Source organism: Streptomyces sp. WAC 06738, from assembly GCF_003945505.1.
In the GTDB taxonomy this organism is placed as follows: Bacteria; Actinomycetota; Actinomycetes; order Streptomycetales; family Streptomycetaceae; genus Streptomyces.
In genome coordinates this window covers 4,249,170-4,271,462 of record NZ_CP029618.1, presented here as the reverse complement: position 1 = coordinate 4,271,462, position 22,293 = coordinate 4,249,170, and the positions used below count along the sequence as shown (strand labels likewise).

General features: G+C 72.5%; 17 protein-coding genes, 1 tRNA gene and 1 pseudogene. 8 read left to right on the top strand and 11 right to left on the bottom strand.

The window, feature by feature from the left end; all coding sequences use genetic code 11:
* Position 1 precedes the first annotated feature (1 nt).
* Positions 2-961: a helix-turn-helix transcriptional regulator gene (locus DMB38_RS18530; RefSeq protein WP_125936127.1), complete on the top strand. Its 960-nt coding sequence runs from the start codon at positions 2-4 to the stop codon at positions 959-961.
* A 147-nt stretch (positions 962-1,108) separates the two neighbouring features.
* On the opposite strand, the gene DMB38_RS18525 is transcribed toward DMB38_RS18530, so the two are convergent.
* Positions 1,109-1,426: a helix-turn-helix transcriptional regulator gene (locus tag DMB38_RS18525; protein ID WP_240662359.1), complete on the bottom strand. Its 318-nt coding sequence runs from the start codon at positions 1,424-1,426 to the stop codon at positions 1,109-1,111.
* Positions 1,427-1,646: 220 nt separating this feature from the next.
* On the opposite strand from DMB38_RS18525, the gene DMB38_RS18520 reads away from it, so the two are divergent.
* Positions 1,647-4,898, top strand: a complete 3,252-nt coding sequence (locus DMB38_RS18520) for an NACHT domain-containing protein (RefSeq protein ID WP_125936126.1) — start codon at positions 1,647-1,649, stop codon at positions 4,896-4,898.
* Between the two features lie 8 nt (positions 4,899-4,906).
* Here DMB38_RS18520 and DMB38_RS18515 read toward each other — a convergent pair whose 3' ends face one another.
* From DMB38_RS18515 to dnaK, 4 genes are read right to left on the bottom strand one after another with little or no spacing between them, the layout of a single operon-like run.
* Positions 4,907-5,377: a helix-turn-helix domain-containing protein gene (locus tag DMB38_RS18515; protein ID WP_047017025.1), complete on the bottom strand. Its 471-nt coding sequence runs from the start codon at positions 5,375-5,377 to the stop codon at positions 4,907-4,909.
* Positions 5,378-5,382: 5 nt separating this feature from the next.
* Positions 5,383-6,570 (bottom strand): molecular chaperone DnaJ, encoded by a 1,188-nt coding sequence (gene dnaJ, locus DMB38_RS18510; protein WP_125936125.1) that lies wholly within the window; start codon positions 6,568-6,570, stop codon positions 5,383-5,385.
* A 42-nt stretch (positions 6,571-6,612) separates the two neighbouring features.
* Positions 6,613-7,404: a nucleotide exchange factor GrpE gene (gene grpE, locus DMB38_RS18505; RefSeq protein ID WP_125936124.1), complete on the bottom strand. Its 792-nt coding sequence runs from the start codon at positions 7,402-7,404 to the stop codon at positions 6,613-6,615.
* The gene (gene dnaK, locus DMB38_RS18500; RefSeq protein WP_047017022.1) at positions 7,401-9,266 is read right to left on the bottom strand and encodes a molecular chaperone DnaK; all 1,866 of its coding nucleotides are present in this window, start codon (positions 9,264-9,266) and stop codon (positions 7,401-7,403) included. Before dnaK ends, grpE begins: the two co-directional genes overlap by 4 nt.
* A 379-nt stretch (positions 9,267-9,645) precedes the next feature.
* On the opposite strand from dnaK, the gene DMB38_RS18495 reads away from it, so the two are divergent.
* From DMB38_RS18495 to DMB38_RS18475, 5 genes are all read left to right on the top strand, one after another.
* Positions 9,646-11,946, top strand: a complete 2,301-nt coding sequence (locus DMB38_RS18495) for a (Fe-S)-binding protein (protein ID WP_125936123.1) — start codon at positions 9,646-9,648, stop codon at positions 11,944-11,946.
* A gap of 248 nt (positions 11,947-12,194) precedes the next feature.
* Complete coding sequence (locus tag DMB38_RS18490) at positions 12,195-13,718, top strand: FG-GAP repeat protein (RefSeq protein WP_125936122.1); 1,524 nt, start codon at positions 12,195-12,197, stop codon at positions 13,716-13,718.
* 168 nt (positions 13,719-13,886) lie between these two features.
* Positions 13,887-15,368: an FG-GAP and VCBS repeat-containing protein gene (locus DMB38_RS18485; protein WP_125936121.1), complete on the top strand. Its 1,482-nt coding sequence runs from the start codon at positions 13,887-13,889 to the stop codon at positions 15,366-15,368.
* A 133-nt stretch (positions 15,369-15,501) separates the two neighbouring features.
* Complete coding sequence (locus DMB38_RS18480; RefSeq protein ID WP_125936120.1) at positions 15,502-16,968, top strand: FG-GAP and VCBS repeat-containing protein; 1,467 nt, start codon at positions 15,502-15,504, stop codon at positions 16,966-16,968.
* Between the two features lie 328 nt (positions 16,969-17,296).
* Positions 17,297-18,172, top strand: a complete 876-nt coding sequence (locus DMB38_RS18475; RefSeq protein ID WP_125939121.1) for a Yip1 family protein — start codon at positions 17,297-17,299, stop codon at positions 18,170-18,172.
* 16 nt (positions 18,173-18,188) lie between these two features.
* Here DMB38_RS18475 and dcd read toward each other — a convergent pair whose 3' ends face one another.
* Complete coding sequence (gene dcd / locus DMB38_RS18470; protein ID WP_047017016.1) at positions 18,189-18,764, bottom strand: dCTP deaminase; 576 nt, start codon at positions 18,762-18,764, stop codon at positions 18,189-18,191.
* Positions 18,765-18,792: 28 nt separating this feature from the next.
* Positions 18,793-18,963, bottom strand: coding sequence for a hypothetical protein (locus DMB38_RS36165; protein ID WP_164492553.1), 171 nt, complete (start codon positions 18,961-18,963; stop codon positions 18,793-18,795).
* A 202-nt stretch (positions 18,964-19,165) separates the two neighbouring features.
* Here DMB38_RS36165 and DMB38_RS18465 point away from each other — a divergent pair.
* Positions 19,166-19,239: transfer RNA gene (locus DMB38_RS18465), tRNA-Gly, on the top strand.
* Between the two features lie 51 nt (positions 19,240-19,290).
* Here the strand turns inward: DMB38_RS18465 and DMB38_RS18460 are convergent.
* From DMB38_RS18460 to DMB38_RS18445, 4 genes and pseudogenes are all read right to left on the bottom strand, one after another.
* Positions 19,291-20,464, bottom strand: a pseudogene (locus tag DMB38_RS18460) (tyrosine-type recombinase/integrase).
* Positions 20,464-20,679: an excisionase family DNA-binding protein gene (locus DMB38_RS18455; RefSeq protein ID WP_125936119.1), complete on the bottom strand. Its 216-nt coding sequence runs from the start codon at positions 20,677-20,679 to the stop codon at positions 20,464-20,466. The pseudogene DMB38_RS18460 and the gene DMB38_RS18455 overlap by 1 nt, the downstream one beginning before the upstream one ends.
* Positions 20,672-22,012: a replication initiator gene (locus DMB38_RS18450; protein WP_125936118.1), complete on the bottom strand. Its 1,341-nt coding sequence runs from the start codon at positions 22,010-22,012 to the stop codon at positions 20,672-20,674. Before DMB38_RS18450 ends, DMB38_RS18455 begins: the two co-directional genes overlap by 8 nt.
* The gene (locus tag DMB38_RS18445) at positions 22,009-22,221 is read right to left on the bottom strand and encodes a hypothetical protein (protein ID WP_125936117.1); all 213 of its coding nucleotides are present in this window, start codon (positions 22,219-22,221) and stop codon (positions 22,009-22,011) included. The genes DMB38_RS18450 and DMB38_RS18445 overlap by 4 nt, the downstream gene beginning before the upstream one ends.
* Positions 22,222-22,293: the final 72 nt, after the last annotated feature.

Here is a 22,293-nt window from a genome sequence, read left to right as displayed (position 1 = left end):
CATGGGGCACACCCCCCATCCCGCCTCCCACCTCTGCGCGGCGGGCAGGACCCTCTACGCCGAAGCGCTGCAGTCAGGGCGCATCACACCGGAGACGAGTGAAGCCGCGCCCTGCGTCGTCGAGTCCGGGCTCTTCCGCCGCGAAGGCGGCTGGCTGGTCCCGGCACCGCCGGCCGAAGCCATGGAGCGCCTCTTCGCACTCGTGGCGAAGGAGATCGGCGGCTACCGGGATCTCGCCCTCACCCTCGTCGGCTCCGTCGGGCGGTCGACACCGCCCGACGCCGGTACGGCCGCGGAACCCGCGATCACGGTCTGGGAGGGAAAGGAGCGGATCGACGCCGAGTTGGTGCGTGCGCTCCGGGAGTGCACCGGCGAGTTACTCACCGCCCAGCCGATGGGCAATCGGGCGGCCTGGGTGTACGAAGCGGCCGTGCAGCGCGTCTTGCCGCTCGCGGAGCGGGGGGTTCGTATCCGCAGCCTCTACAGCCACACCGCCCGGCACACTCCGCAGGCGCTGGACTACCTGGCGCGGGTGCAGCACACCGGTCTGGAAGTCCGCACCCTCGGGGAGAACATCGAGCGGGCCATCATCATCGACCGCGAGATCGCCTTCATCCCCGCGCAGGAGGACAACGTGGTGGCGATCGAGGTCCGCCATCCCGGCGTTGCCTGGTATCTCGCCGCCACGTTCGACCACTTCTGGCACCTCGCCACGCCCTGGGGCGAGGACGTCGCCGACCGGGTCACACCGGAGGGCGTCACGGGCATCACAAGCGTCCAGCTCAAGATCGCCCGGCTGCTCGTGGAGGGCCATCTCGACGAGGCCATCGCCCGCCGGCTCGGCATGAACGTCCGCACCTGCCGCGCCCATATCGCCAAGCTGTCCACCGCCCTCGGCAGCGACAGCCGCACCCAACTCGGCTATCTGCTTGCGCGCTCGGGGATCGTCGACGACGACTGAGGGGGCGCGGAGCGGAGGGGCGGAGTCGCTGGTGCGCGTGAGGCCGGGAAGCGAGCGCACCAGCGCTCCGTCCGAGGGGTGCCGCCGGCGCCCGCGTACGACGATGGCAGGTCGCCTGCGCGGCGCCCCAGAGGGCACTGGCCCCCATCATTCACGAACGCGGCGCCCCCGGCCATTGCCTCTTGGGGCAACCCGGTCGGGGCCCGCCACGGCCGGCATCAGGGCGCGGCGGTGGCGGTCGGCGACCAGGGCGGCCTGGACGCGGGACTCCACGTTCAGCTTGCGGCAGATGTTCGTCAGATGGGCGCGGACCGTCCGCTCCGCCACCCCCAGTTGCGACGCCAGCCGGCGATTGGTCGGGCCGTCGGCGAGCAGGAGGAGCACCTCGCGTTCCCGGTCGGAGAGCAGCGCGAGACCGACCGGGGGAGCCTGTCGCGCCGTGTTGTCCGAAGCGTGAGACCTCACAATATGAACTCCCGGACCAACTGAGCCGTACGTACGTCACGTCCGGCGACTTGTCCCCGTTCTCCACCAGAACATTGGCTTACCGTCCGTATCAACTCCACCCGAACCCAGCATCATCTTCCTGAAATTCATGATGCTGAGGGTGTACATAGCCGAAGGAACCGGACGTTCGGCGAACACCGCCGGTGACCTGTCACCGCCCGCTTATATCGTCTGCCCCATGGAACCCGCAGCCGTCGGCGCCAGGCTCGCGTCCGCGGTCGTGGCGCCCCTCGTCCGGCGGCTGTTCCGCAGCGAGGGCCCCGGGGCGGGGCTCGCCGGGCGGCCGGTGCGGATGGCGGCGCTGGTGTCGTTCCGCGGCGAGCGGCGGGAGCTGGACGAGGACGGCCTGCGCAAGCTCGCCGGCACGCTCGTACGCCGCGCCCTCGACGGCCCCGGAGGCGAGCCCGGAGGCGAACCCGCCCCCGTCCCCGCCGGCGAGGCCGAAGCCGTCGCCGGCGCGCTCGCCCGCAGCCTCACCGCCCTCGGCGACCTCGACCTGGACGACGTACAGGCGGTCCAACTCGGCCCGGAAGCCCTCGCCCGCCGGCTCCGCCGCGCCGCGGCGCAGCGCGGCGGCGATCCCGTACGCGAACTCTCCGCCGACGCCGCCTCCTTCCACGACACCCTCCTCGACACGGCCTGCCTGCACATCCTGCACTTCTTCAGCCAGCGCTCCACCTTCGTCGCCCGCACCCTCGTCGAGCAGTCCCGTCGCCAGGCCGACCAGATCGCCCGCCTCGACGCCCTCATCGCCCGCACGCCGCTCCCCGCCGCACAGGACGCGGCCTTCGAGCGCGACTACTTCGCATACGCCGCCAAGAAGCACGGCAGGCTCACCATCTACGGCGTCGATCTCGCCGACTCGCCCGCGAAGTGGCCGCTGGACGTGGCGTATCTGCGGCTGGAGGCCGCCGCCTCGGCGCAGGCCGCCCCGTCCCCGTTCCCCTTCGACGACACCGACCCCCTCCCCGACCCCGTGCTCCCCGCCGACCAGGCCCTCGCCACCTACGAGCGCGTTCTGCTCCGCGGCGCCGCCGGCTCCGGCAAGACCACGCTCGTGCAGTGGCTCGCCCTCTCCGCCACCCGCGCGGGCTCCGGCGCGGCACACCCCGCGGAACACTCCATGGACTACCTGGCAGGGCGCGTCCCCTTCGTCCTGCCGCTGCGCACCCTCACCCGGCACGGCCAGCGCCTCCCCGCCCCCCGCGACTTCCTCTCCGCCACCGGCAGCCCCCTCGCCGGCGCGCAGCCCGACGGCTGGGAGCATCGCGTGCTCACCGCCCGCCGCGGGCTGCTCCTCATCGACGGCATCGACGAAGTCCCCCGCGCCGAGCGCGACCGCACCCGCCGCTGGCTCTCCGACCTCGCCGACGCCTACCCCGGCAACCGCTGGCTCGTCACCTCCCGCCCCTCCGCCGTCGGCGAGGACTGGCTGGCCGCCGAGGGCTTCACCGAGCTGACCCTCGCCCCCATGCGCCCCGCGGACCTCACCCGCTTCATCGCCCGCTGGCACGAGGCCGTACGCGCCGGAGCCGTCCGCACCGGCGCCCCCGCCGCGGACGACGCGCAGCTCACGGCGTACGAACAGCAGCTCACCGCCGCCGTGCGGCACACCTCCGACCTCGGCCGGCTCGCCACCAACCCGCTCATGTGCGGCCTGATGTGCGCGCTCAACCGCGCCCGCCGCGGCTACCTCCCGCGCGGGCGCAAGGAGTTGTACGAGGCCGCCCTGTCGATGCTGCTCAGCCGCCGCGACCGCGAACGCGACATGGCCGTCCCCGACCTGCGCGAGGAACCCCAGCTCCAGGTCCTCCAGCGGCTCGCGTACTGGCTGATCCGCAACGGCCGCACGGAGCTGGACCGCGACCGCGCCGAGTCCCTGGTCGCCGCGGCCCTCCCGGCGGTCCCGGAGGTCGCGGCCCTGGGCGACGCGGTGGCCGTACTGGAGCACTTCCGCGACCGCAGCGGCCTCCTGCGCGAACCGGCCCCGGGCGCCGTCGACTTCGTCCACCGCACCTTCCAGGACTACCTCGGCGCCCGCGCGGCGGTGGAGGAGGGCGACATCGGCGTCCTGGCCGCGCACGCGGCGGACGACCAGTGGGAGGACGTCATCCGCATGGCGGTGGCCCAGGCCCGCCCGCGGGAGCGCGAGGAGATCCTGCGGGAGCTGCTGGCGGCGGCGGAGCGGAAGGGCGGGGTCGAGAGCGTACGCATCCGCCTGCTGGCGACCGCCTGCCTGGAGCACGCGGCCGAACTGGCCCCGGCGGTACGGGAGGCGGTGGAGCGCGAGACGGAGGCGCTGATCCCGCCGACGACGTCGATGGAGGCGCGGGCGCTGGGTGCGGCGGGACCGCTGGTGCTGGACCTGCTCCCGGGCCCGGAGGAGGCGGGCGACGCCGCCGACCTGGTTGCCGTGGCCGCCAGCCGCGTGGAATCCGACCGCGCCATCCCGTTCCTCGCCCGCTACGCCGCCCACCCCTCCCTGAGCGTGCGCAGGCAACTCGCCTGGGCCTGGCACCGCTTCGACACCGGGGAGTACGCCGAGGAGATCATCGCCCGGCTCGATCCCGACGGGCTGTACTTCACCGCAACCTGCGACGCCGAGCTACGGGCCCTGCGCGCGCTCGGCGGCCGCCCCATGATCGAGGTCCGCGGTCCGGCCGACCCCGCAGAGGTGCACGGCACGCTCGCCGGGATGCGCCTCACCCACCTGATCGTCCGCGCCCAGCCGAGGCTGGCGGACCTCGGCTTCGTCCGCGGCCAGAGCGAGCTGCGCCATCTGCGGCTCAGCGAGTGCTTCGGCCTGCGCGACGCGTCCGCGATGGCCGGGCTGCCCCTGCGCACCCTCATCCTCGACACCGTGCCGGGCCTGGCGGACGCCGTTCCCGAACTGCTCGCGGACCACCCGGGGCTGGAGAGCCTGTCGCTCTCACCGGAGCGGCGGTCCCGGCTGGATCTCGGCACGCTGCCGGCGCTGCCCGTGCTGCACACCCTCAATCTGCTCACCGCCCAGACCGCCGGGCTGCGCCCGCTGGCCAGGCACCCGGGGCTCCGCTTCGTCTACCTGGGCTGGCGCCACGAGGCGGCTGCGGACGACTGGCCGGCGCTGGCCGCGCTCCCCCGGCTCGAAGGGCTGCGATCCCCGCTGGACCTGCCCGCCGTCGCCCCCGCGGGCGCCGCGCTGCCGGGTGTACGCTTCCTCGGTCTGGTCGACGACCGGCCCGCGAGCGAACGCGACCTGGCCCGCATCCCCCCGCTCTTCCCGCAACTCGACCGCCTCGTGCTCGACCTGCCGCCGGGCAGCGGCCCGCTGGACCTCTCCCCGCTCGCCGCGCTCGGCACCCTGCGCGAGGTCTCCCTGCGCCCGCACATGAGAAACCTCCACGCCGGGCTCCCGCCCCGCGTGGAGGTCACCTACCTCGCCGACTGAGCCGCGGCTCAGCCCCGCTTCTTCTTCGGCTTCCACACCACCAGCGCGCTCGTCTGCTGCACCTGCTGGTACGGCACCAGGTCCCGCCGGTACGACGCGTGCACCTGCGCCTCCCGCTGCGCCATCGCGGAGGCCGCGCCGTCCAACGCGTCCGTCAGCTCCGCCACCTTCGCCTGGAGCGCGGCGACCTGCGTCTCCAGCTCGATGATCCGCTTGATCCCGGCCAGGTTGATGCCCTCGTCCTGGCTCAGCGTCTGGACCTGCCGGAGCAGCGCGATGTCCCGCGCCGAGTAGCGCCGGCCGCGGCCCGCCGTACGGTCCGGGGAGACCAGGCCCAGCCGGTCGTACTGGCGGAGGGTCTGGGGGTGCAGGCCCGAGAGTTCCGCGGCTACGGAGATGACGTAGACCGGCGTCTCCTCGGTCAGCTCGTACGGGTTGCGGCCGCGGGGGGCGCCGCGTCCGCCGTTTCTGCCGTTCATCGTCGTCAAGCTCCCTTCGCGGCCTTGAACAGCTCCGCGCGCGGGTCCTCGCCCGCGGTCGCCTTCCGGTACGACTCCAGCGACTCGCGCGCCGTGCCGTCCGTCTCCTTCGGCACCGCCACTTCGACGGTGACGAGCAGGTCCCCGCGCGTGCCGTCCTTGCGGACGGCGCCCTTGCCGCGGGCGCGCATGGTGCGTCCGTTGGGCGTGCCCGGGGGCAGCTTCAGGGTGACCGGCGGGCCGCCGAGCGTGGGCACCTTGATGTCCGCGCCGAGGGCCGCCTCCGGGAACGAGACGGGGACCGTCACCAGCAGGTTGTCGCCCTTGCGGCCGAAGACCGGGTGGCCGTCGACGTGCACGACCACGTACAGGTCGCCGCCGGGCCCGCCGCGCTCGCCCGGGCCGCCCTTGCCGCGCAGCCGGATCCGCTGCCCGTCCTGCACCCCCGCGGGGATGCGGACCTGCATCGTGCGGGACGACTTGGCGCGGCCGCTGCCCTTGCAGACGTCGCAGGGGTCCTGGGCGATGAGCCCGCGGCCCTTGCAGTCCACGCACGGGTCGGTCAGCGAGAAGCCGCCACCGCCGCCGCGGGAGACCTGACCGGTGCCCACGCAGGTCGGGCAGACCCGCGGGGAGCCGTTCTTGTCGCCCGTGCCGGCGCAGGTCTTGCAGGGGGCGGACGACGACATCCGCAGCGGGACCGTGGCGCCCTCGATGGCCTCCGTGAAGCTGAGCGTGACCTCCGACTCGATGTCCTGGCCGCGGCGCGGCTGCGTACGCCCGCCGCCGCGGTTGAACAGCCCGCCGAAGACGTCGCCGAGACCGCCGCCGAAGCCGCCGGTGGTGGTCTGGCCGCCGCCGGGGGCGCCGGGGCCCGAGCCGCCGAAGAGATCGCCGAGGTCGAAGTTGAACGAGCCGTTGCCGCCCGCGCCCGGACCCGGGCGGAAGCCGCCGTTGCCGAAGAGGGTGCGCGCCTCGTCGTACTCCTTGCGCCGCTGCGGGTCGCCGAGCACGTCGTTGGCCTCGGAGACCTCCTTGAAGCGCTCCTCGGCCGCGGCGTCGCCCTTGTTGGCGTCCGGGTGGTACTGCCGGGCGAGCTTGCGGTACGCCTTCTTGATCTCGGCCTCGGTGGCGTCCTTCGGGACGCCGAGAACCTTGTAGTAGTCCTTCTCGATGAAGTCCTTGGTACTCATTCCCGGCGTCCCTCCTCTCGTCCCTCGGCGGCCGTTACGGCGTCACCCCTCGTCCGGGCCACCGCTGTCCGTCTCTCCGCCGGACCCCGGCTTCGCGGATCCGGAGGCGTCCGAGCCGCCGCCGTCCGCGGCGCCGGCGGACTCGGGTCCGCCGTCGTCCGCGTCCGCCTGCTTCTCGTCCGGCTTCTCGCCCTCCTTGCCCTGCGACCCGGGCGTCGCCCCCGGCTGCGGCTCGGCCACGGCGACCCGCGCGGGGCGGATCGTACGCTCGCCGATCCGATACCCAGGCTGGAGAATCTGCACGCACGTCGTCTCGGACACATCCGGCGAGTAGCTGTGCATCAGCGCCTCGTGGATCAGCGGGTCGAAGGGCTCGCCCTCCTTGCCGAACTGCATGAGGCCCATCTTGGCGACGACGGTCTCCAGCGACTCGGCGACCGACTTGAACCCGCCGACCAGTTCCTCGTGGTCCCGGGCCCGGCCGATGTCGTCGAGCACGGGCAGCAGCTCGGTCAGCAGGTTCGCGTTCGCGACCTCCTTCACCGCCACCCGGTCCCGCTCGACCCGCCGGCGGTAGTTCTGGTACTCCGCCTGAAGCCGCTGCAGGTCCTTCGTCCGCTCGTCGAGCGCCTTGCGGGTCTCGTCGAGACGAGCCGCAAGCGGGCTGTTCGCGTCCCCGTTCCCGGCGGTGGCACCCGGCCCGGCTCCGTCGGCGCGCCGTGCGCCGGCGGGCGCGCTGCCCGCCCCGTCCGGGCCGCCCTGCTGTGCCTCCGCTGTCTTTGCGTCGGTGGGGACGTCGGGCTTCTCCTCGAAGCCCGGGGTCTCCTCCGTCACGCGGCACCACCCTTGGGCTTGTCGTCGTCCACGATCTCGGCGTCGACGACGTCGTCGTCGGCACCGGCGGGCGCGTCCTGCTGCGCCTGCTGGGCGCCCTCGCCGCCGGCGGCGGCGGGGCCGGACGCCTGGGCGTCGGCGTAGAGCGCCTGACCGAGCTTCTGGCTGGTGGCCGCGGCCTTCTCCGTCGCCTCCCGGATCGCCGCGGTGTCCTCGCCCTTCAGCGCCTCCTTGAGGTCGGAGATCGCGCCCTCGACCTCGGACTTCACATCGCCGGGCACCTTGTCCTCGTTGTCCTGGAGGAACTTCTCGGTGGTGTAGACGACCTGCTCGCCCTGGTTGCGCGTCTCCGCCGCCTCGCGGCGCTTGTGGTCCTCCTCCGCGTACTGCTCGGCGTCGCGCATCATGCGCTCGATGTCGTCCTTCGGCAGCGCGGAGCCGCCGGTGACGGTCATCTTCTGCTCCTTGCCCGTGCCGAGGTCCTTCGCGGCGACGTGCATGATGCCGTTGGCGTCGATGTCGAAGGTGACCTCGATCTGCGGCACGTTGCGCGGGGCCGGCGGCAGGCCGGTCAGCTCGAACATGCCGAGCTTCTTGTTGTACGCGGCGATCTCGCGCTCGCCCTGGAAGACCTGGATCTGCACCGACGGCTGGTTGTCCTCGGCCGTGGTGAAGGTCTCGGAACGCTTCGTCGGGATCGTGGTGTTGCGCTCGATGAGCTTGGTCATGATGCCGCCCTTGGTCTCGATGCCGAGGGACAGCGGGGTGACGTCGAGCAGCAGGACGTCCTTGACCTCGCCCTTGAGCACACCGGCCTGGAGGGCGGCGCCGACGGCGACGACCTCGTCCGGGTTGACGCCCTTGTTGGCCTCCTTGCCGCTGGTCAGCTCCTTGACCAGCTCGGCGACGGCCGGCATGCGGGTGGAGCCGCCGACGAGGACCACGTGGTCGATCTCGCCCAGCTCGATGCGGGCGTCCTTGATGACGTTGTGGAACGGCGTCTTGCAGCGCTCCAGGAGGTCCTGGGTGAGCTGCTGGAACTGCGCCCGGGTCAGCTTCTCGTCGAGGTGCAGCGGGCCTTCGGCGGAGGCGGTGATGTACGGCAGGTTGATCGTCGTCTCGGAGGACGAGGAGAGCTCGATCTTCGCCTTCTCGGCGGCCTCGCGGAGCCGCTGCAGCGCCATCTTGTCCTTGGACAGGTCGACGCCGTGGCCGTTCTGGAACTGCTTGACCAGGTAGTCGACGACGCGCTGGTCCCAGTCGTCACCACCGAGGTGGTTGTCACCGTTGGTGGCCCTGACCTCCACGACGCCCTCGCCGATCTCCAGCAGGGAGACGTCGAAGGTGCCGCCGCCGAGGTCGAAGACCAGGATGGTCTGGTCTTCCTTCTCCATGCCGTACGCGAGGGCGGCGGCGGTGGGCTCGTTGACGATCCGCAGGACGTTGAGGCCCGCGATCTCGCCGGCCTCCTTGGTCGCCTGGCGCTCGGAGTCGTTGAAGTACGCCGGGACGGTGATGACCGCGTCGGTCACCTTCTCGCCCAGGTACGCCTCCGCGTCCCGCTTCAGCTTCTGCAGGATGAACGCGGAGATCTGCTGGGGGGTGAACTCCTTCTCGTCGATCGGCTGCTTCCAGTCGGTGCCCATGTGGCGCTTGACCGACCGGATCGTCCGCTCGACGTTGGTGACCGCCTGGCGCTTCGCGACCTCGCCGACGAGCACCTCGCCGTTCTTGGCGAAGGCGACGACGGACGGCGTGGTCCTGGCGCCCTCGGCGTTGGTGATGACGCTGGGTTCACCGCCCTCGAGAACACTGACGACAGAGTTCGTCGTGCCCAGGTCGATGCCGACCGCACGTGCCATGTTGTCTATCCTCCGGATCAGGTGCTCTGCCTTGAGCTGGACAGGCTCAAGGGTGCCATGCCGACCACGCCGGGCGCAATTCACCTGAGTCATCTCCACTCAAGTTTTGTGCGTCATTGCAGGTGGGAACGGGTTTTCGGGCTACGGGCCGGGGGCCCCGACGACGCCGGGGACGCGACGCACGTCACCGGCCGGGCGGCTTCAGGGGGCCGGGGCCGCCCGGGTACCCTCAGGCGGAGAAGAGATAAGTTACCGCTTAGTAGTGGCTGGGTAAGCCGAGTAGCGGGGCACGTACTCCACGTACGGCCCGCACACGCACGCGGCAGATTCAGCAGACACGCAGAGCAGACAGCAGAGCAGTCCGGTCGAGGAGCCCTCCATGCAGCTCGCCGCCATCGTCGTATCGCTGGTGATCACCGCGGTCGGCACCGCGCTCTTCGCTCGCGCCATCGGGCAGATCATCGCCTTCGTCCGGCTCGGCAAGCCGGTCCCCGCCGGCAGCCGCACGGACGACCCGGTCGCGCGCAGCACCACGCTGGTCAGGGAGTTCCTCGGCCACACCCGGATGAACCGCTGGGGCATCATCGGCATCGCCCACTGGTTCGTCGCCATCGGCTTCCTCACCCTGGTGCTGACGCTCGTCAACGCCTTCGGCCAGTTGTTCGTCGCCGACTGGCTGCTGCCGGTGATCGGCGAGTGGCTCCCGTACGAGCTGTACGTCGAGTTCATCGCGCTGATGACCACGCTCGGCATCCTCACGCTCATCGTGATCCGGCAGCTCAGCCTGCCGTCGAAGGCCGGCCGCAAGTCCCGCTTCACGGGCTCGACGATGTGGCAGGCGTACTTCGTCGAGTACGTCATCCTCGTCATCGGCATCTGCATCCTCGTGCTGCGCGGGCTGGAGGGCTCGCTGCACCACGTCGGGGGTTACGAGGCCGCCTACTTCGCGTCGTACCCGGTCACCGCCGCGGTCGACGGGCTGAGCACCGGCGCCGTGCAGAACCTCGTCTACCTCTTCGCGATGATCAAGATCTCGACCTCCTTCATCTGGGCCCTCGTCCTCGGCCTCAACGCCACGATGGGCGTGGCCTGGCACCGCTTCCTCGCCTTCCCCAACATCTGGTTCAAGCGCAACGCCGACGGGGCGGTGGCCCTCGGCGCGCTCCAGCCGATGACCTCCGGCGGCAAGCCGATCGACTTCGAGACCGTCTTCGACGACGAGGACGGCGAGGAGACCGTCTTCGGCGTCAGCCAGGTCGAGCACTTCTCGTGGAAGGGGATCCTCGACTTCTCCACCTGTACGGAGTGCGGCCGCTGCCAGTCGCAGTGCCCGGCCTGGAACACCGGCAAGCCGCTCTCGCCCAAGCTGCTCGTCATGTCGCTGCGCGAGCACGCCGCCGCCAAGGCCCCGTACCTCCTCGCCGGCGGCGGCAAGTCCGCCGAGGGTGAGGAGAAGGCCACCGCAGAACAGCTCGCCGACGTACCGGCCGACGCGCTGGCCGAGGCGGAGCGCCCGCTGATCGGCACCGCGGCGGAGCAGGGCGTCATCGACCCCGACGTGCTGTGGTCCTGCACCACCTGCGGGGCCTGCGTCGAGCAGTGCCCCGTCGACATCGAGCACGTCGACCACATCGTCGACATGCGCCGCTACCAGGTGATGATCGAGAGCTCGTTCCCGTCCGAGGCGGGCACGATGCTGAAGAACCTGGAGAAGAAGGGCAACCCCTGGGGGCTGGCCAAGAAGCAGCGGCTGGAGTGGACCAAGGAGCTGGCGGCCGAGACGGGCATCGAGATCCCGGTCGTCGGCAGGGACGTCGAGGACCTCTCCGAGGTCGACTACCTGTACTGGGTCGGCTGCGCGGGCGCGCTGGAGGACCGGGCGAAGAAGACCACCAAGGCGTTCGCGGAGCTGCTGCACATCGCCGGCGTGAAGTTCGCGATCATGGGCGGCGACGAGAAGTGCACGGGCGACTCGCCGCGGCGGCTGGGCAACGAGTTCCTCTTCCAGCAACTGGGCGAGGAGAACGTCGCGATGCTCAACATGGCGTTCGGCGAGGACGCCGACGAAGGCGTGACGGTCGAGAAGGCGAAGAAGAAGATCGTCGCCACCTGCCCGCACTGCTTCAACACCATCGCCAACGAGTACCCGCAGCTCGGCGGCGACTACGAGGTCATCCACCACACGCAGTTGCTCCAGCACCTCGTGGACGAGGGCCGGCTGGTCCCGGTGACGCCGGTCGAGGGGATCATCACGTACCACGACCCCTGCTACCTGGGCCGGCACAACAAGGTCTACACGCCGCCGCGCGAGATCATCGCCAAGGTCCCGGGCGTACGGAACGAGGAGATGCACCGGCACAAGGAGCGCGGCTTCTGCTGCGGCGCGGGCGGCGCGCGCATGTGGATGGAGGAGCGCATCGGCAAGCGGATCAACGACGAGCGCGTGGACGAGGCGCTGTCGCTGAACCCGGACATTCTCTCCACGGCGTGCCCTTTCTGCCTCGTGATGCTTACGGACTCCGTAAACGGCAAGAAGAACGCGGGAACGGCGAAGGAGTCGCTGGCCGTCGTGGACGTGGCGCAGCTTCTGCTCGACTCGGTGAGGACCCCGGCCCAGGAGCCGCCGGGGGACGGCACCGAGGCGGCGGAGAGCGAGCCGGAGCCGCAGCCGGCGACGTAGCGGTACGACGGAGCTGTACGGCGGCGCGTGAGGGCGCCGCCGTACGGCGTGCGGCAGGCGTGACGTAGGACGGGACGCCACAGGCAACCCCCCACGGCGGCCGGCCCCGTGAGCCACACGGGGCCGGCCGTGGGGTGTCAGGCGCCGGTGCTGGCGCATTGGTTGGTACAACCATCGCCGGGCGGGGCGTGTCGTATGACGCGGGTGAACGCGACCCGGCCGTCAGACCGTCACCGGAAGGACCCCCCATGCGCATCCGCACCCTCGCCGCCCTCACCGCCTGTCTCGCCACCGCCGGCTCGGCGGCCGTCTCCGCCCCGGCGGCGGGGGCGGAGGACCGGGGCGGGACGGCGCCCGCCGTTTCGGCCGGCTCCGCGGGCTCCGGGGGCGGCTCCGCCGCCGACGCCCGCGCCGTACGGGCCGACTTCGACGGCGACGGCTACGACGACCTCGCCACCGGCGCCCCCGGCGGCCGGGTCGCGGGACACGCCGAGGCCGGCTACGTCCTCGTCAGCTACGGCTCCCCGGACGGCGTCGCCGCCCCCGCCTCCACCGCCCTCAGCCAGGGCACCGCCGGCGTCCCCGGCGCCCCCGCGGCGGACGACCGCTTCGGCGACCGGCTCGTCGCCCGCGACCTCGACGGCGACGGCCTGACCGACCTCGCCGTCACCGCCCGCGCCGATGACGGCGACGCGGCCGGCTCCGTCACCGTCCTGTGGGGCCGCACGGGCGGCCTCACCGGCGCCGGCGCCGCCCGCGTCCAGGTGCCCGGCGGCGGCGGCCTCGCCCGCGACCTGCACGCCGGCGACTTCGACGGCGACGGGAAGGGCGACCTGCTGGTGCCCAGCACCCGCAGCGACAGCGCCGAGGCGTACACCGTCCTCTACGGCCCGTTCACCCGCGCCGGCGCCCCCGCGCGCGAGAGCGGGCTCGTCGAGATGAAGCCCGAGGACAGCCTCGACGGCGTCGCCGTGGGCGACGTCACGGGCGACGGCGCCGACGACCTCGTGGCGTTCTTCAGCTTCCAGGGCAACGCCGAGGCCGGCTGGTTCTGGAAGGGCGGCCCCGGCGGGCTGACGCGGAGCGGCGCCGCGCTGCCCAACGGCGCCTCGCCGACCATCGGCGACTTCGACGGCGACGGGAAGGGCGACCTCGCGTACCGCAAGGTCGGCGCGAGCGTCGAGGACCTCCCGTACGGCAAGGGCAAGGTCAGCGTCGTCTACGGCACCGCGAACGGCCCCAGCGAGACGCGCCGTTCCGCCTTCACCCAGGGCACCGCGGGCGTGCCCGGCACCAGTGAGCGCGGCGACCAGTTCGGCGCCCGGCTCGCGGCGGGCGACGCGAACGGCGACGGCTTCGCCGACCTCGCCGTGGGCGTGCCGTACGAGGCCATCGGCAGCAAGCAGTCGGCGGGTTCCGTGGTGCTCCTCAAGGGCGGCTCCGGCGGGCTCAAGGCCCGTGGCGCGCAGGCGTTCCACCAGGACACCCCGGGCGTGAAGGGCGTGGCGGAGACCGGGGACCGGTTCGGCGCGGCGCTGGCGTTCGGGGACGTCACGGGCGACGGCCGGGCGGAGCTGGCCGTGGGCGCGCCCGAGGAGAACGGCACGGGCGCGATCTGGTCGCTGCGCGGCGCCGCGGGCGGGCTGACGGCGACGGGCTCCGCGGCGTTCAGCCCGGACGACTTCGAGGGGCCGGGCCGTACGGGCGGGGCGCGGTTCGGCACGGGCTTCGCGGACGAGGACCTGGGTCACTACCTGATGGGCCAGGAGTGACCGGATGAATCCCGCGAACTAGGTTCATTACCCAACAAGTTCGCGAAAAGCTGCATGAGGCATATGAAAGGCGGTAGTTCATACAACCTCGGGTGAACGTCAGGTGTCTCACCGCGTGAGAGGCCCACTGAGTAGCCGTACTCCGTCACCTACGTTCAGGAGCCCGACATGCCACGCAGCCGCCGTACGCCCACGACCGCCACCGCCTTAGCGGCCTCTCTGGCCGTCGTCGCCGGCGCCGCCCTCGCGGGCGGCGCCGCACCGGCCGCCGCCGCGCCCGCGGAAGGCGCGGTCGCGGCGCCCGCGAAGTTCCACGACGACTTCAACGGCGACGGCTACCCCGACCTGGTGGTGGCCGCCCCCTCCGGCACCGTGGACGGCGCCGCGCGCGCCGGGTACGTCGCCGTGCTCTACGGCTCGGCCGGCGGGCTCGACACCGCCAGGCGCACGGTCGTCAGCCAGTCCACCGCGGGCGTCCCCGGCACCTCCGAGGCCGGCGACGCCTTCGGCGCCACCCTCGCCTCCGCCGACTTCGACCGCGACGGGTACGCCGACCTCGCCGTCGGCGTCACCGGCGAGGACCTCGGCGGCGTCGCGGACACGGGGCGCACGATCGTCCTCTACGGCTCGGCCGGCGGGCTGTCCGGCAGCGGCGCGCAGGACCTGCGCCCCGCCTCCCTGACCGAGGGCAACGCCTACGCGACCGGCCTGGCCGCGGGCGACTGGTTCCACGACGGGTCGACCGCGCTGGCGATCCTGTCGGAGGACCACCTGGAGCTGTACGGGGGCTGGGGCCGGGCACGTACCCCTGCGCGCGCCCAGGCGGGCCATCCCTTCACCGACTTCCCGCAGGACTTCACGCCCACCGGCCTGGTCGGCGGCGACTTCGAGGGCGACGGCGCCGACGACCTCGTGGTCACCGGCCGGAAGTGGTACCTGGAGTATCTGCAGGGCCACTCCCTGTACCTCAAGGGCGGCGGCCCGGAGGGCTACACACGCACGGAGTTCGCCGGCGGTCCCGTCGGCGTCGCGGGCGACATCGACAAGGACGGCGCCGACGACCTCGCGATCGGCGATCCCTCGGTGCTGGAGCACGGCGAATACGAGCTGTCGGGCGGCGCCGTCCAGGTCTGGTACGGGGCCGCGGGCGGGCCGGGCTCGGGGCAGCCCGAGGTGTGGCAGCAGGGCAGCGGTGGCGTCCCCGGGGCGTACGAGGTGGAGGACCGCTTCGGCAGTGACGTCTCCCTCGGCGACGTCAACGGCGACGGCTTCCTCGACCTCGCGGTCGGCGCCGAGGGCGAGGCGATCGGCACCAGCGCCGGGGCGGGCGCCGTCTGGCTGCTGCGCGGCTCCGCCGGCGGGCTCACCACGACCGGGGTGCAGCACTTCAACCAGGACACCCCCGGGATCCCGGGCACCGCGGAGGCCGGCGACCTCTTCGGCTCCGACGTCCGGCTGCACGACCCCAACCGCGACGGCCGGTCCGGCCTGATCGCGGGCGCGCCCGGCGAGAACGCGGGGCAGGGGTTCGCGTGGGTGCTACAGGCCCGCAGCAGCGGGCTGATCGCGGACGGGTCGTGGAACTTCAGCGGGGCGTCGGTGGGCGCGAACGGGGCGAACGCGCGGTTCCCGGAGACGATCGCGGAGTAGCTCCCCCGTCGTTTCCGTAGGCGGAATGACACCTTCTGTCACTGTACGAACCAACTAGCCGTATTCCTACAACCTTTGGCCGCGGTACGGGGTCTTCTGATCGCCGTCATCGACCGCGCCCGGGAGCTGCCGCATGCATCACCGACTCCGTACCGCACTGGCCACCGCGACCGCCGCCGCCGCACTCTCGGGCGGCCTGGCCGCCGTCGCAGGACCCGGCGCCTCGGCCGCGGAACCCCCGGGCGCGATCGTCGACTTCAACGGGGACGGCGTCCGCGACGTCGCGGCCTCCGCGCCGGACGCGTACGTCGCCGGAGTAAGGGGCGCCGGCCAGATCGTCGCCCATTACGGGGCGAAGAACGACGGCACCACCGCCGGGCTCTCCGCCGGCCGCACCAAGCGGCTCAGCCAGCACAGCGCCGGCGTCCCCGGCACCGCCGAGGACGGCGACGGCTGGGGCGGCTGGACCGCCGCCGCGGACTTCGACGGCGACGGGTACACCGACCTCGCCGTCGCCGCCCCCGGCGAGAAGGTCGGCGGCGACGTCAACGGCGGCACGATCCAGCTCCTGTGGGGCGGGGCGAACGGCCTCGCCGGCGGTACGACGCTGCCCGACCCGCGCCCGTACGAGCACGACCTCTTCGGCCGGGGCCTCGCGGCCGGCGACTTCGACGGGGACGGCACGGCGGACCTGGCCGTGGCCTCCACGAGCGCGTCCATGGACGTCTTCACCGGCGGCTTCGGCCGTACGAAGGGCGACTACGGGGCGTGGGACACGGTCGCGGTGCCGCTGGACAACGGGAGGATCTGGGGCCGGTTCGACCTCGCCGCGGGCGACGTCGACGGGGACGGCGACGACGATCTCGTCGTCAACGGCCACGTGGACTGGGAGCGCAGCGGCGTCTACGTGCCGGGCTCCCCGGACGGCCTGACCGTCGCGGGGCAGCGGCAGCTCCCCGGAGGCGACACCACCGTCGTCGGGGACGTGAACGACGACGGCCGGGCCGAGATCATCACCGGCCTGGGGCGCGACGACGAGGGCACGCCGGGCGCGGCGCTGGGCGGCAACGTCTCCGTCACCTTCGGCTCCGCGGACGGCCCCGCCGCCACCACGGAGTTGAGCCAGGCGACGCCCGGCGTCCCGGGCACCCCGGAGAAGGGCGACGACTTCGGCACCGAGCTGGGGCTCGGCGACGTGAACAGCGACGGGTACACGGACCTGGCGATCGGCGCGGCGAACGAGACCCTGGGCGCCGCCGAGAACACCGGGACCGTCACGGTGCTCTACGGCGCGGCGGACGGCTCCGGCTTCGGCGCCGCGGGCGCCACGCTGGTCCACCAGAACACCCCGGGCGTCCCCGGCACCAACGAGACCCGCGACCGCTTCGGCACCGAACTCCTCCTCTCCGACCCCAACGGCGACGGCTTCGACGACCTGACGGTCGGCGCTGTCGGCGAGAACGACGGCAACGGAGCGGTCTACGCCCTGCGCTCGGACGCCGGCGGGGTGGCGGCGGACGGGGCGGTGGCGATCTACCCGTCGTCGGTGGGCATGCCGACGACGGGGGACCCGGGGTACGGGTCGGCGCTGGCAGGCTGAGGACGCTGCGCCGCCGGGGACGGCGACGTACCGCGTACCGCCGCCGGGCGCCCGGCGGTGCCATAGCCACGCCGGACGCCCGGCGGCGCGCCGCCTCGCCGCAGAGACGGCCAGGGCCCGGACCTCCCCCGGCCGGGCCCTGGCTCATGCCCGGGGAACACCCACACCCTGTGCCCCCACGCCCTGCCCGCCCCACCGCCCCGGGCCCCAGTAGGGCGGATCCCCTACGGGAAGTGCCGTCTTGGCCACAAACATCCCCCGTATTCCCGGGGCCCGGTGACCGCGGCGGGCAAGACCAGGTACGTTCGATCGCGTGGCAGGATTCAGGATGGGCCGGGGACGCGAGCCCCACGGCAGTCGGCAGCAGGGACGGCCGCAGGGCCCGCCGCAGGGCGGCCCCCCGCCTTACGGCGGTCCGCAGTACGGCGGTCCCCCGCCGCCGCACGGGCAGGGGCACGGGCAGCCGTACGGCGCCCAGTGGCGCCAGCCCCCCGGCAGCCACGGCCCGGGGCCCGAGTACTACGGCGGCGGCCACGACCCGTACGCCGCCGACCGCCCCGGCAACACCCAGCCGTACGGCGTCGGCGGGGGGCCGGACGACTACGGTCCGTACCAGGACGGCCACGTCTACCGCGCCGGCGAGGCGGCGGCCCCGCCCGTAGGCCCGCGGCTGCACTGGAAGGACCTGCTCAGCGGGATCGTCTTCCACCCGAACCGCACGTTCTGGCAGATGCGCGACCACAGCATGTGGGGCCCCGCGCTCACGGTGAGCTTCCTCTACGGCCTGCTCGCGGTCTTCGGCCTGGAGCAGGCGCGCGACGAGGTGCTCAACTCCACGATCTCGGCGAGCATCCCGTGGATCGTCGTCACGGGCATCGCGGTCACGCTCAGCGGCCTGGTGATGGGCACGGTCACCCACACCCTCGCCCGCAACCTGGGCGGCGCGGGGGCCCTGGCGCCGACGGTGGGGCTGGCGATGCTGATCGTGGCGCTCACGGACGCGCCGCGGCTGCTGATCGCGATGTTCATCGGCGGGGAGCACACGTTCGCGCAGGGCGTCGGCTGGCTGACGTGGCTGGCGGCGGGGGTGCTGCTGACGTCGATGGTGAGCAAGTCGCACGACCTGCCGTGGCCGCGGGCGCTGGGGGCGTGCTCGATCCAGTTGGTGGCGCTGCTGGCGCTCTTCAAACTGGGCACGCTCTGAGCCGCTACGGGCGTCGTCAGATCACGGTCCGGTGGAAGTTCTGGTACGACCGCGAGGGCGTGGGCCCGCGCTGCCCCTGATACCGGGAGCCGTACTTGGCGGAGCCGTAGGGGTGCTCGGCGGGTGAGCTGAGCCGGAACATGCAGAGCTGCCCGATCTTCATGCCCGGCCACAGCTTGATGGGCAGCGTGGCGACGTTGGAGAGCTCCAGCGTCACGTGCCCGCTGAACCCGGGGTCGATGAAGCCGGCGGTGGAGTGCGTGAGCAGCCCGAGCCGCCCGAGGCTGGACTTGCCCTCGAGCCGGGAGGCGATGTCGTCGGGGAGCGAGATGACCTCGTACGTCGAGGCCAGCACGAACTCCCCGGGGTGCAGGATGAAGCACTCGTCGCCCTCGGGCTCCACGAGCCGCGTGAGGTCGCTCTGTTCGACGGCGGGGTCGATGTGGGGATAGCGGTGGTTCTCGAACACCCGGAAGTAGCGGTCGAGGCGTACGTCCACGCTGGACGGCTGGATCATCGCGTCCTCGAAGGGCTCGATCCGGACCCGCCCGGCGTCGACTTCGGTCCGGATGTCCTTGTCAGAGAGCAGCACGCCCCGACCCTACCGGCTGCCCGGCGGGCTACCGCGTCTCGCCCTTGCCCACCGGCACGACGTTCCGCAACCGCGCACACCGCGGACACCGCACGAGCCCACCGGACCCGATCCGCCGGGCGGCGCCGACGTTCTGCATCGGGAGCGAGGCGGTGCTGAAGACGTGCCCTTCGGCACATCGGACGACGGTGGTCTCCATCAGGCTCCTTCCCCGTAACGCAACAAATGCCACACTACGGGACGAACCCCCCACCCCACACCCCACCCCCCTCCTCAAGGTAACCCCAACTCCCGCCCCACCCCGGCACCTCCACCCCACAACGCCAACAGCCCCCCGACGACCTCGCCGGGGGGCGCACATACGGTAGAGTGACAGCGAAGCGCCCCAGGGGGCGCTCTACGCGGGCGTAGTTTAATGGTAGAACATGAGCTTCCCAAGCTCAGAGCGCGGGTTCGATTCCCGTCGCCCGCTCCAGACAGAAGGCCCAGGTCAGAGACCCGGGCCTTACATGTCGTCTGGACCACGCTAAGCGTCTCGTGCCAGATCCGTGCCAGATGCCTGATCGTCCGGCCGGTCCTCCGCCGCCTTGCGCTCGGCACGTACGCGAGCGTCGAGCTTGTCCGCGATCTCCTTCTGCCGTGCCAGATCAGAGTGCTGGTAGATCAGCGCCGCCTTCTCCGAGGACTGGCCGGCACGAACCATCGTGTCCTTCAGCGTGGCCCCGCTCTGACTCGCCAGGGAGTGTCCGGTGTGCCGCAGGTCGTAGAACCGGAAGTGCTCCGGCAGCCCGACCTTGCCCCGCGCCTTGCGCCACTTCCGCCCGAAGGTCGAACGCCGGAACGGCTTGCCCCGCTCACCCACGAAGAGCAGGCCGTCAGGTTCCTTCTCTGCGTACCAGGCGAGGTGCCGCCGCAGGTCCCGCTCCAGGAACGCGGGCAGGACGAGGAACCTCCTACCGGCCTGGGACTTCGTCTCCCCTGGTGCCCGGCGGCCCGTGGTCAGCTCCGGCTCGGCAGTCCGGATCCACACGCCGATCCGGTCGAGATCTACGTCCGGGCGTCTGAGCGCAGCCTGCTCCTCCGGCCGGGCCGGGCCGTATGCCGCGATGTAGACCATCAGCCGCCAGCGCGGGCCCATGGCGTCGGCGAGCGCGTCCACCTGGGCGATGGTGGCCACCGGCCGCTCGGCCGCCGACTCCTTTCCCCGCACCCCGGATCCGGCAGGGGTTCCGGCGGATCAGTTCGTCGTCCTCGGCGGTCTGCATGATGGCCTTCAGCAGCCGGTACGCCTTGGCGATCGTGGTATCCGCGCCCGTCGCGTCCAGCCGCTCGGAGCGCCAGCTGCGGACGAGAGGCGCGGTGATCTCGTCTAGGTCCAGCGCCGCGAAGGTGGGCAGGACGTGCAGCCGGAGGAGACGGCGGTACAGCTCGTCCGTGGTGGCGGACAGCCGCCGCTCTCTGACCCAGCGCAGGGCGTACTCCTCGAAGTTGACCGCCCCGGCGTCCGGGTCCTGCCACTCACCGCGACGGATCTCCGCGTACCGCTCGGCGAGCCAGCCGTCCGCGTCCGCCACCGTCTCGAAGGTGCACGGCGCGGGACGCATGACGCCATCGGGCCCGGGATACCGAGCCTGGTAGCGGCCGGACGGCAGCTTGCGCACAGCGCCGAAGGTGCGGCGGCGGCCCTTCTTGTTCCCCATCAGGCAGCCCTCCCGTAGCGAGAGCGCCGACGCCGGCGGATGGGCTCCACGGTGTTCGCGTCGACGTAGGCCCGCAGCGCGCTCTCCGGGACACGGACGTGACGCCCGACCTTCACGTACCGGATTCGACGCTCGGCGATGAGCCGCCGGGGGAAGCGCACGGTGGTGCCCAGCACCTCGGCGACCTGGTCGACGCTGAGGTAGCGCTCATTCATCGGCGCTCCCTCCTGCCGCTGCGGGTTCTGGAGCGTGAGCGGCAGCTAGCCACTGCTCGCCGCGAGAGAGGCCGGTACCGGCGTAGACCCAGTGCGCGAGGACGAGGGTGGTGTCCGCCTCCCCCTCCGGCACGGGGTCGCCCCGCTCGGCGAGAGCCTGGAGGCGGCACCACTCCGCGCTAGCCTCACGAAGAGCCCCCAGGGCGGTCGAGTAGCGCCGGGTCTTGGTCGAGAAGTGGCCGCGAAAGCCGAGCATGTGCGCCCACGCCCGCAGCCGCAGCTCCTCCAGCTCGGGCCGCGCACCAAGACGCCACGCCGTACGGATCAGCTCGCGGGCATGGTCGGAGACGCGGAGCTGGGCCAGCTCGGCGAGGAACTTCAGCGGCCGGTCCAGGGTGCCGGTCGTCGCCTCGGCGCCTTTGGTGGCGTACTTGGCGATGTACGCGGCCACCGCACCGTCCGTCAGCTCGGTGCCGCCGTCCAACTCGGCGGAGCGGATCGGCCGGATGTCGAGCTGACGGCCGAAGGCGAAGGCGTACGCCCGTCCGTCGAGGACCGGGCCGTCCACGGTGGCGGCCGAGGCGGCGGCCCGGATGGCGTCGGTCAGCAGTTCGGCGGTATCCCAGGCGGGCGGAGCGGTGTCGCCGCCCTCGGGTCCGTCGAGCCGGACGACGGCATGGAAGTGGACGGCACCGCGGCGCTGGTACTCGGCGACCTTGGCGAACGAGACGCGCGCATGGTCGGCGAACGCCCGCTGCGTCAGGCCGGCGCGCTTGGCGACCTCCCGCCGCAGGTAGATCGTGAAGCGGGCCCAGATCTTCGGGGCGTAGGCGTTCCACAGCACGGCGTGCTCGTAGTCGTATGTCTCGGGATCGAGCGGAGCGCCCAGCTCGAGCGCGTCCGGCGCGTGCACGGCACCGCAGCGGCACCGGCCGGAGTCCGGGCGGTTATGGACCGGCCCGAAGGACGGCGCGGTGAAGGTCGCGAAGACCCTCGGGTGGCTGGCCACCTGCTCGGGGGTGCCCTTGCCGCCGCGCAGCCCGGCACTGATGAGCTGGTACGTGTCGCTCCGGTAGATCTCGGCACAGGCCGGGCACCGGCTTGCGCGCCGGTTGTTGCAGCGCATCAGCAGGTGCCCGGCGGGCAGTCGAGCGGTGTCGAGCTCGGCGCGGACCTCGCCCGTGGCGGTGTCGATGTCCGTACGCCGCCCGTCGAGCCGGACGGGGTTGGTGCAGCCGCCGAGCCGCTTCAGCTGACGGGCCAGGTCCGGGAGCGTGCCGTGCGAGGCGAGGCGGGCCAGGTCGGTGACGGGCGGCGGAGCGGTCGTCGTCATACGCGCCCCCGGGCGAAGACGGCAGTGGCCGCGCTGTCGAGCAGCTGCCGCAGGGGGTCTGCGACACCGGTCCCCTCGCAGGCCGGGCAGGCAACGGGGATGGTCTGGCGCGAGCCGGCCGGGAGCAGCTGGCCGGTGGTGATGGCGACGACGGGAAAGCCGTCGCAGTGGGCGCAGTGCCGCACGGGGGCGGGGGTTGGCTGGGTCATGATGGTTTCTCCTTCTTAACTCGGTTCGGGAAGGGGCCGGTCCGTCCGGGCAGCGGCGATGCTTGGCGGCTT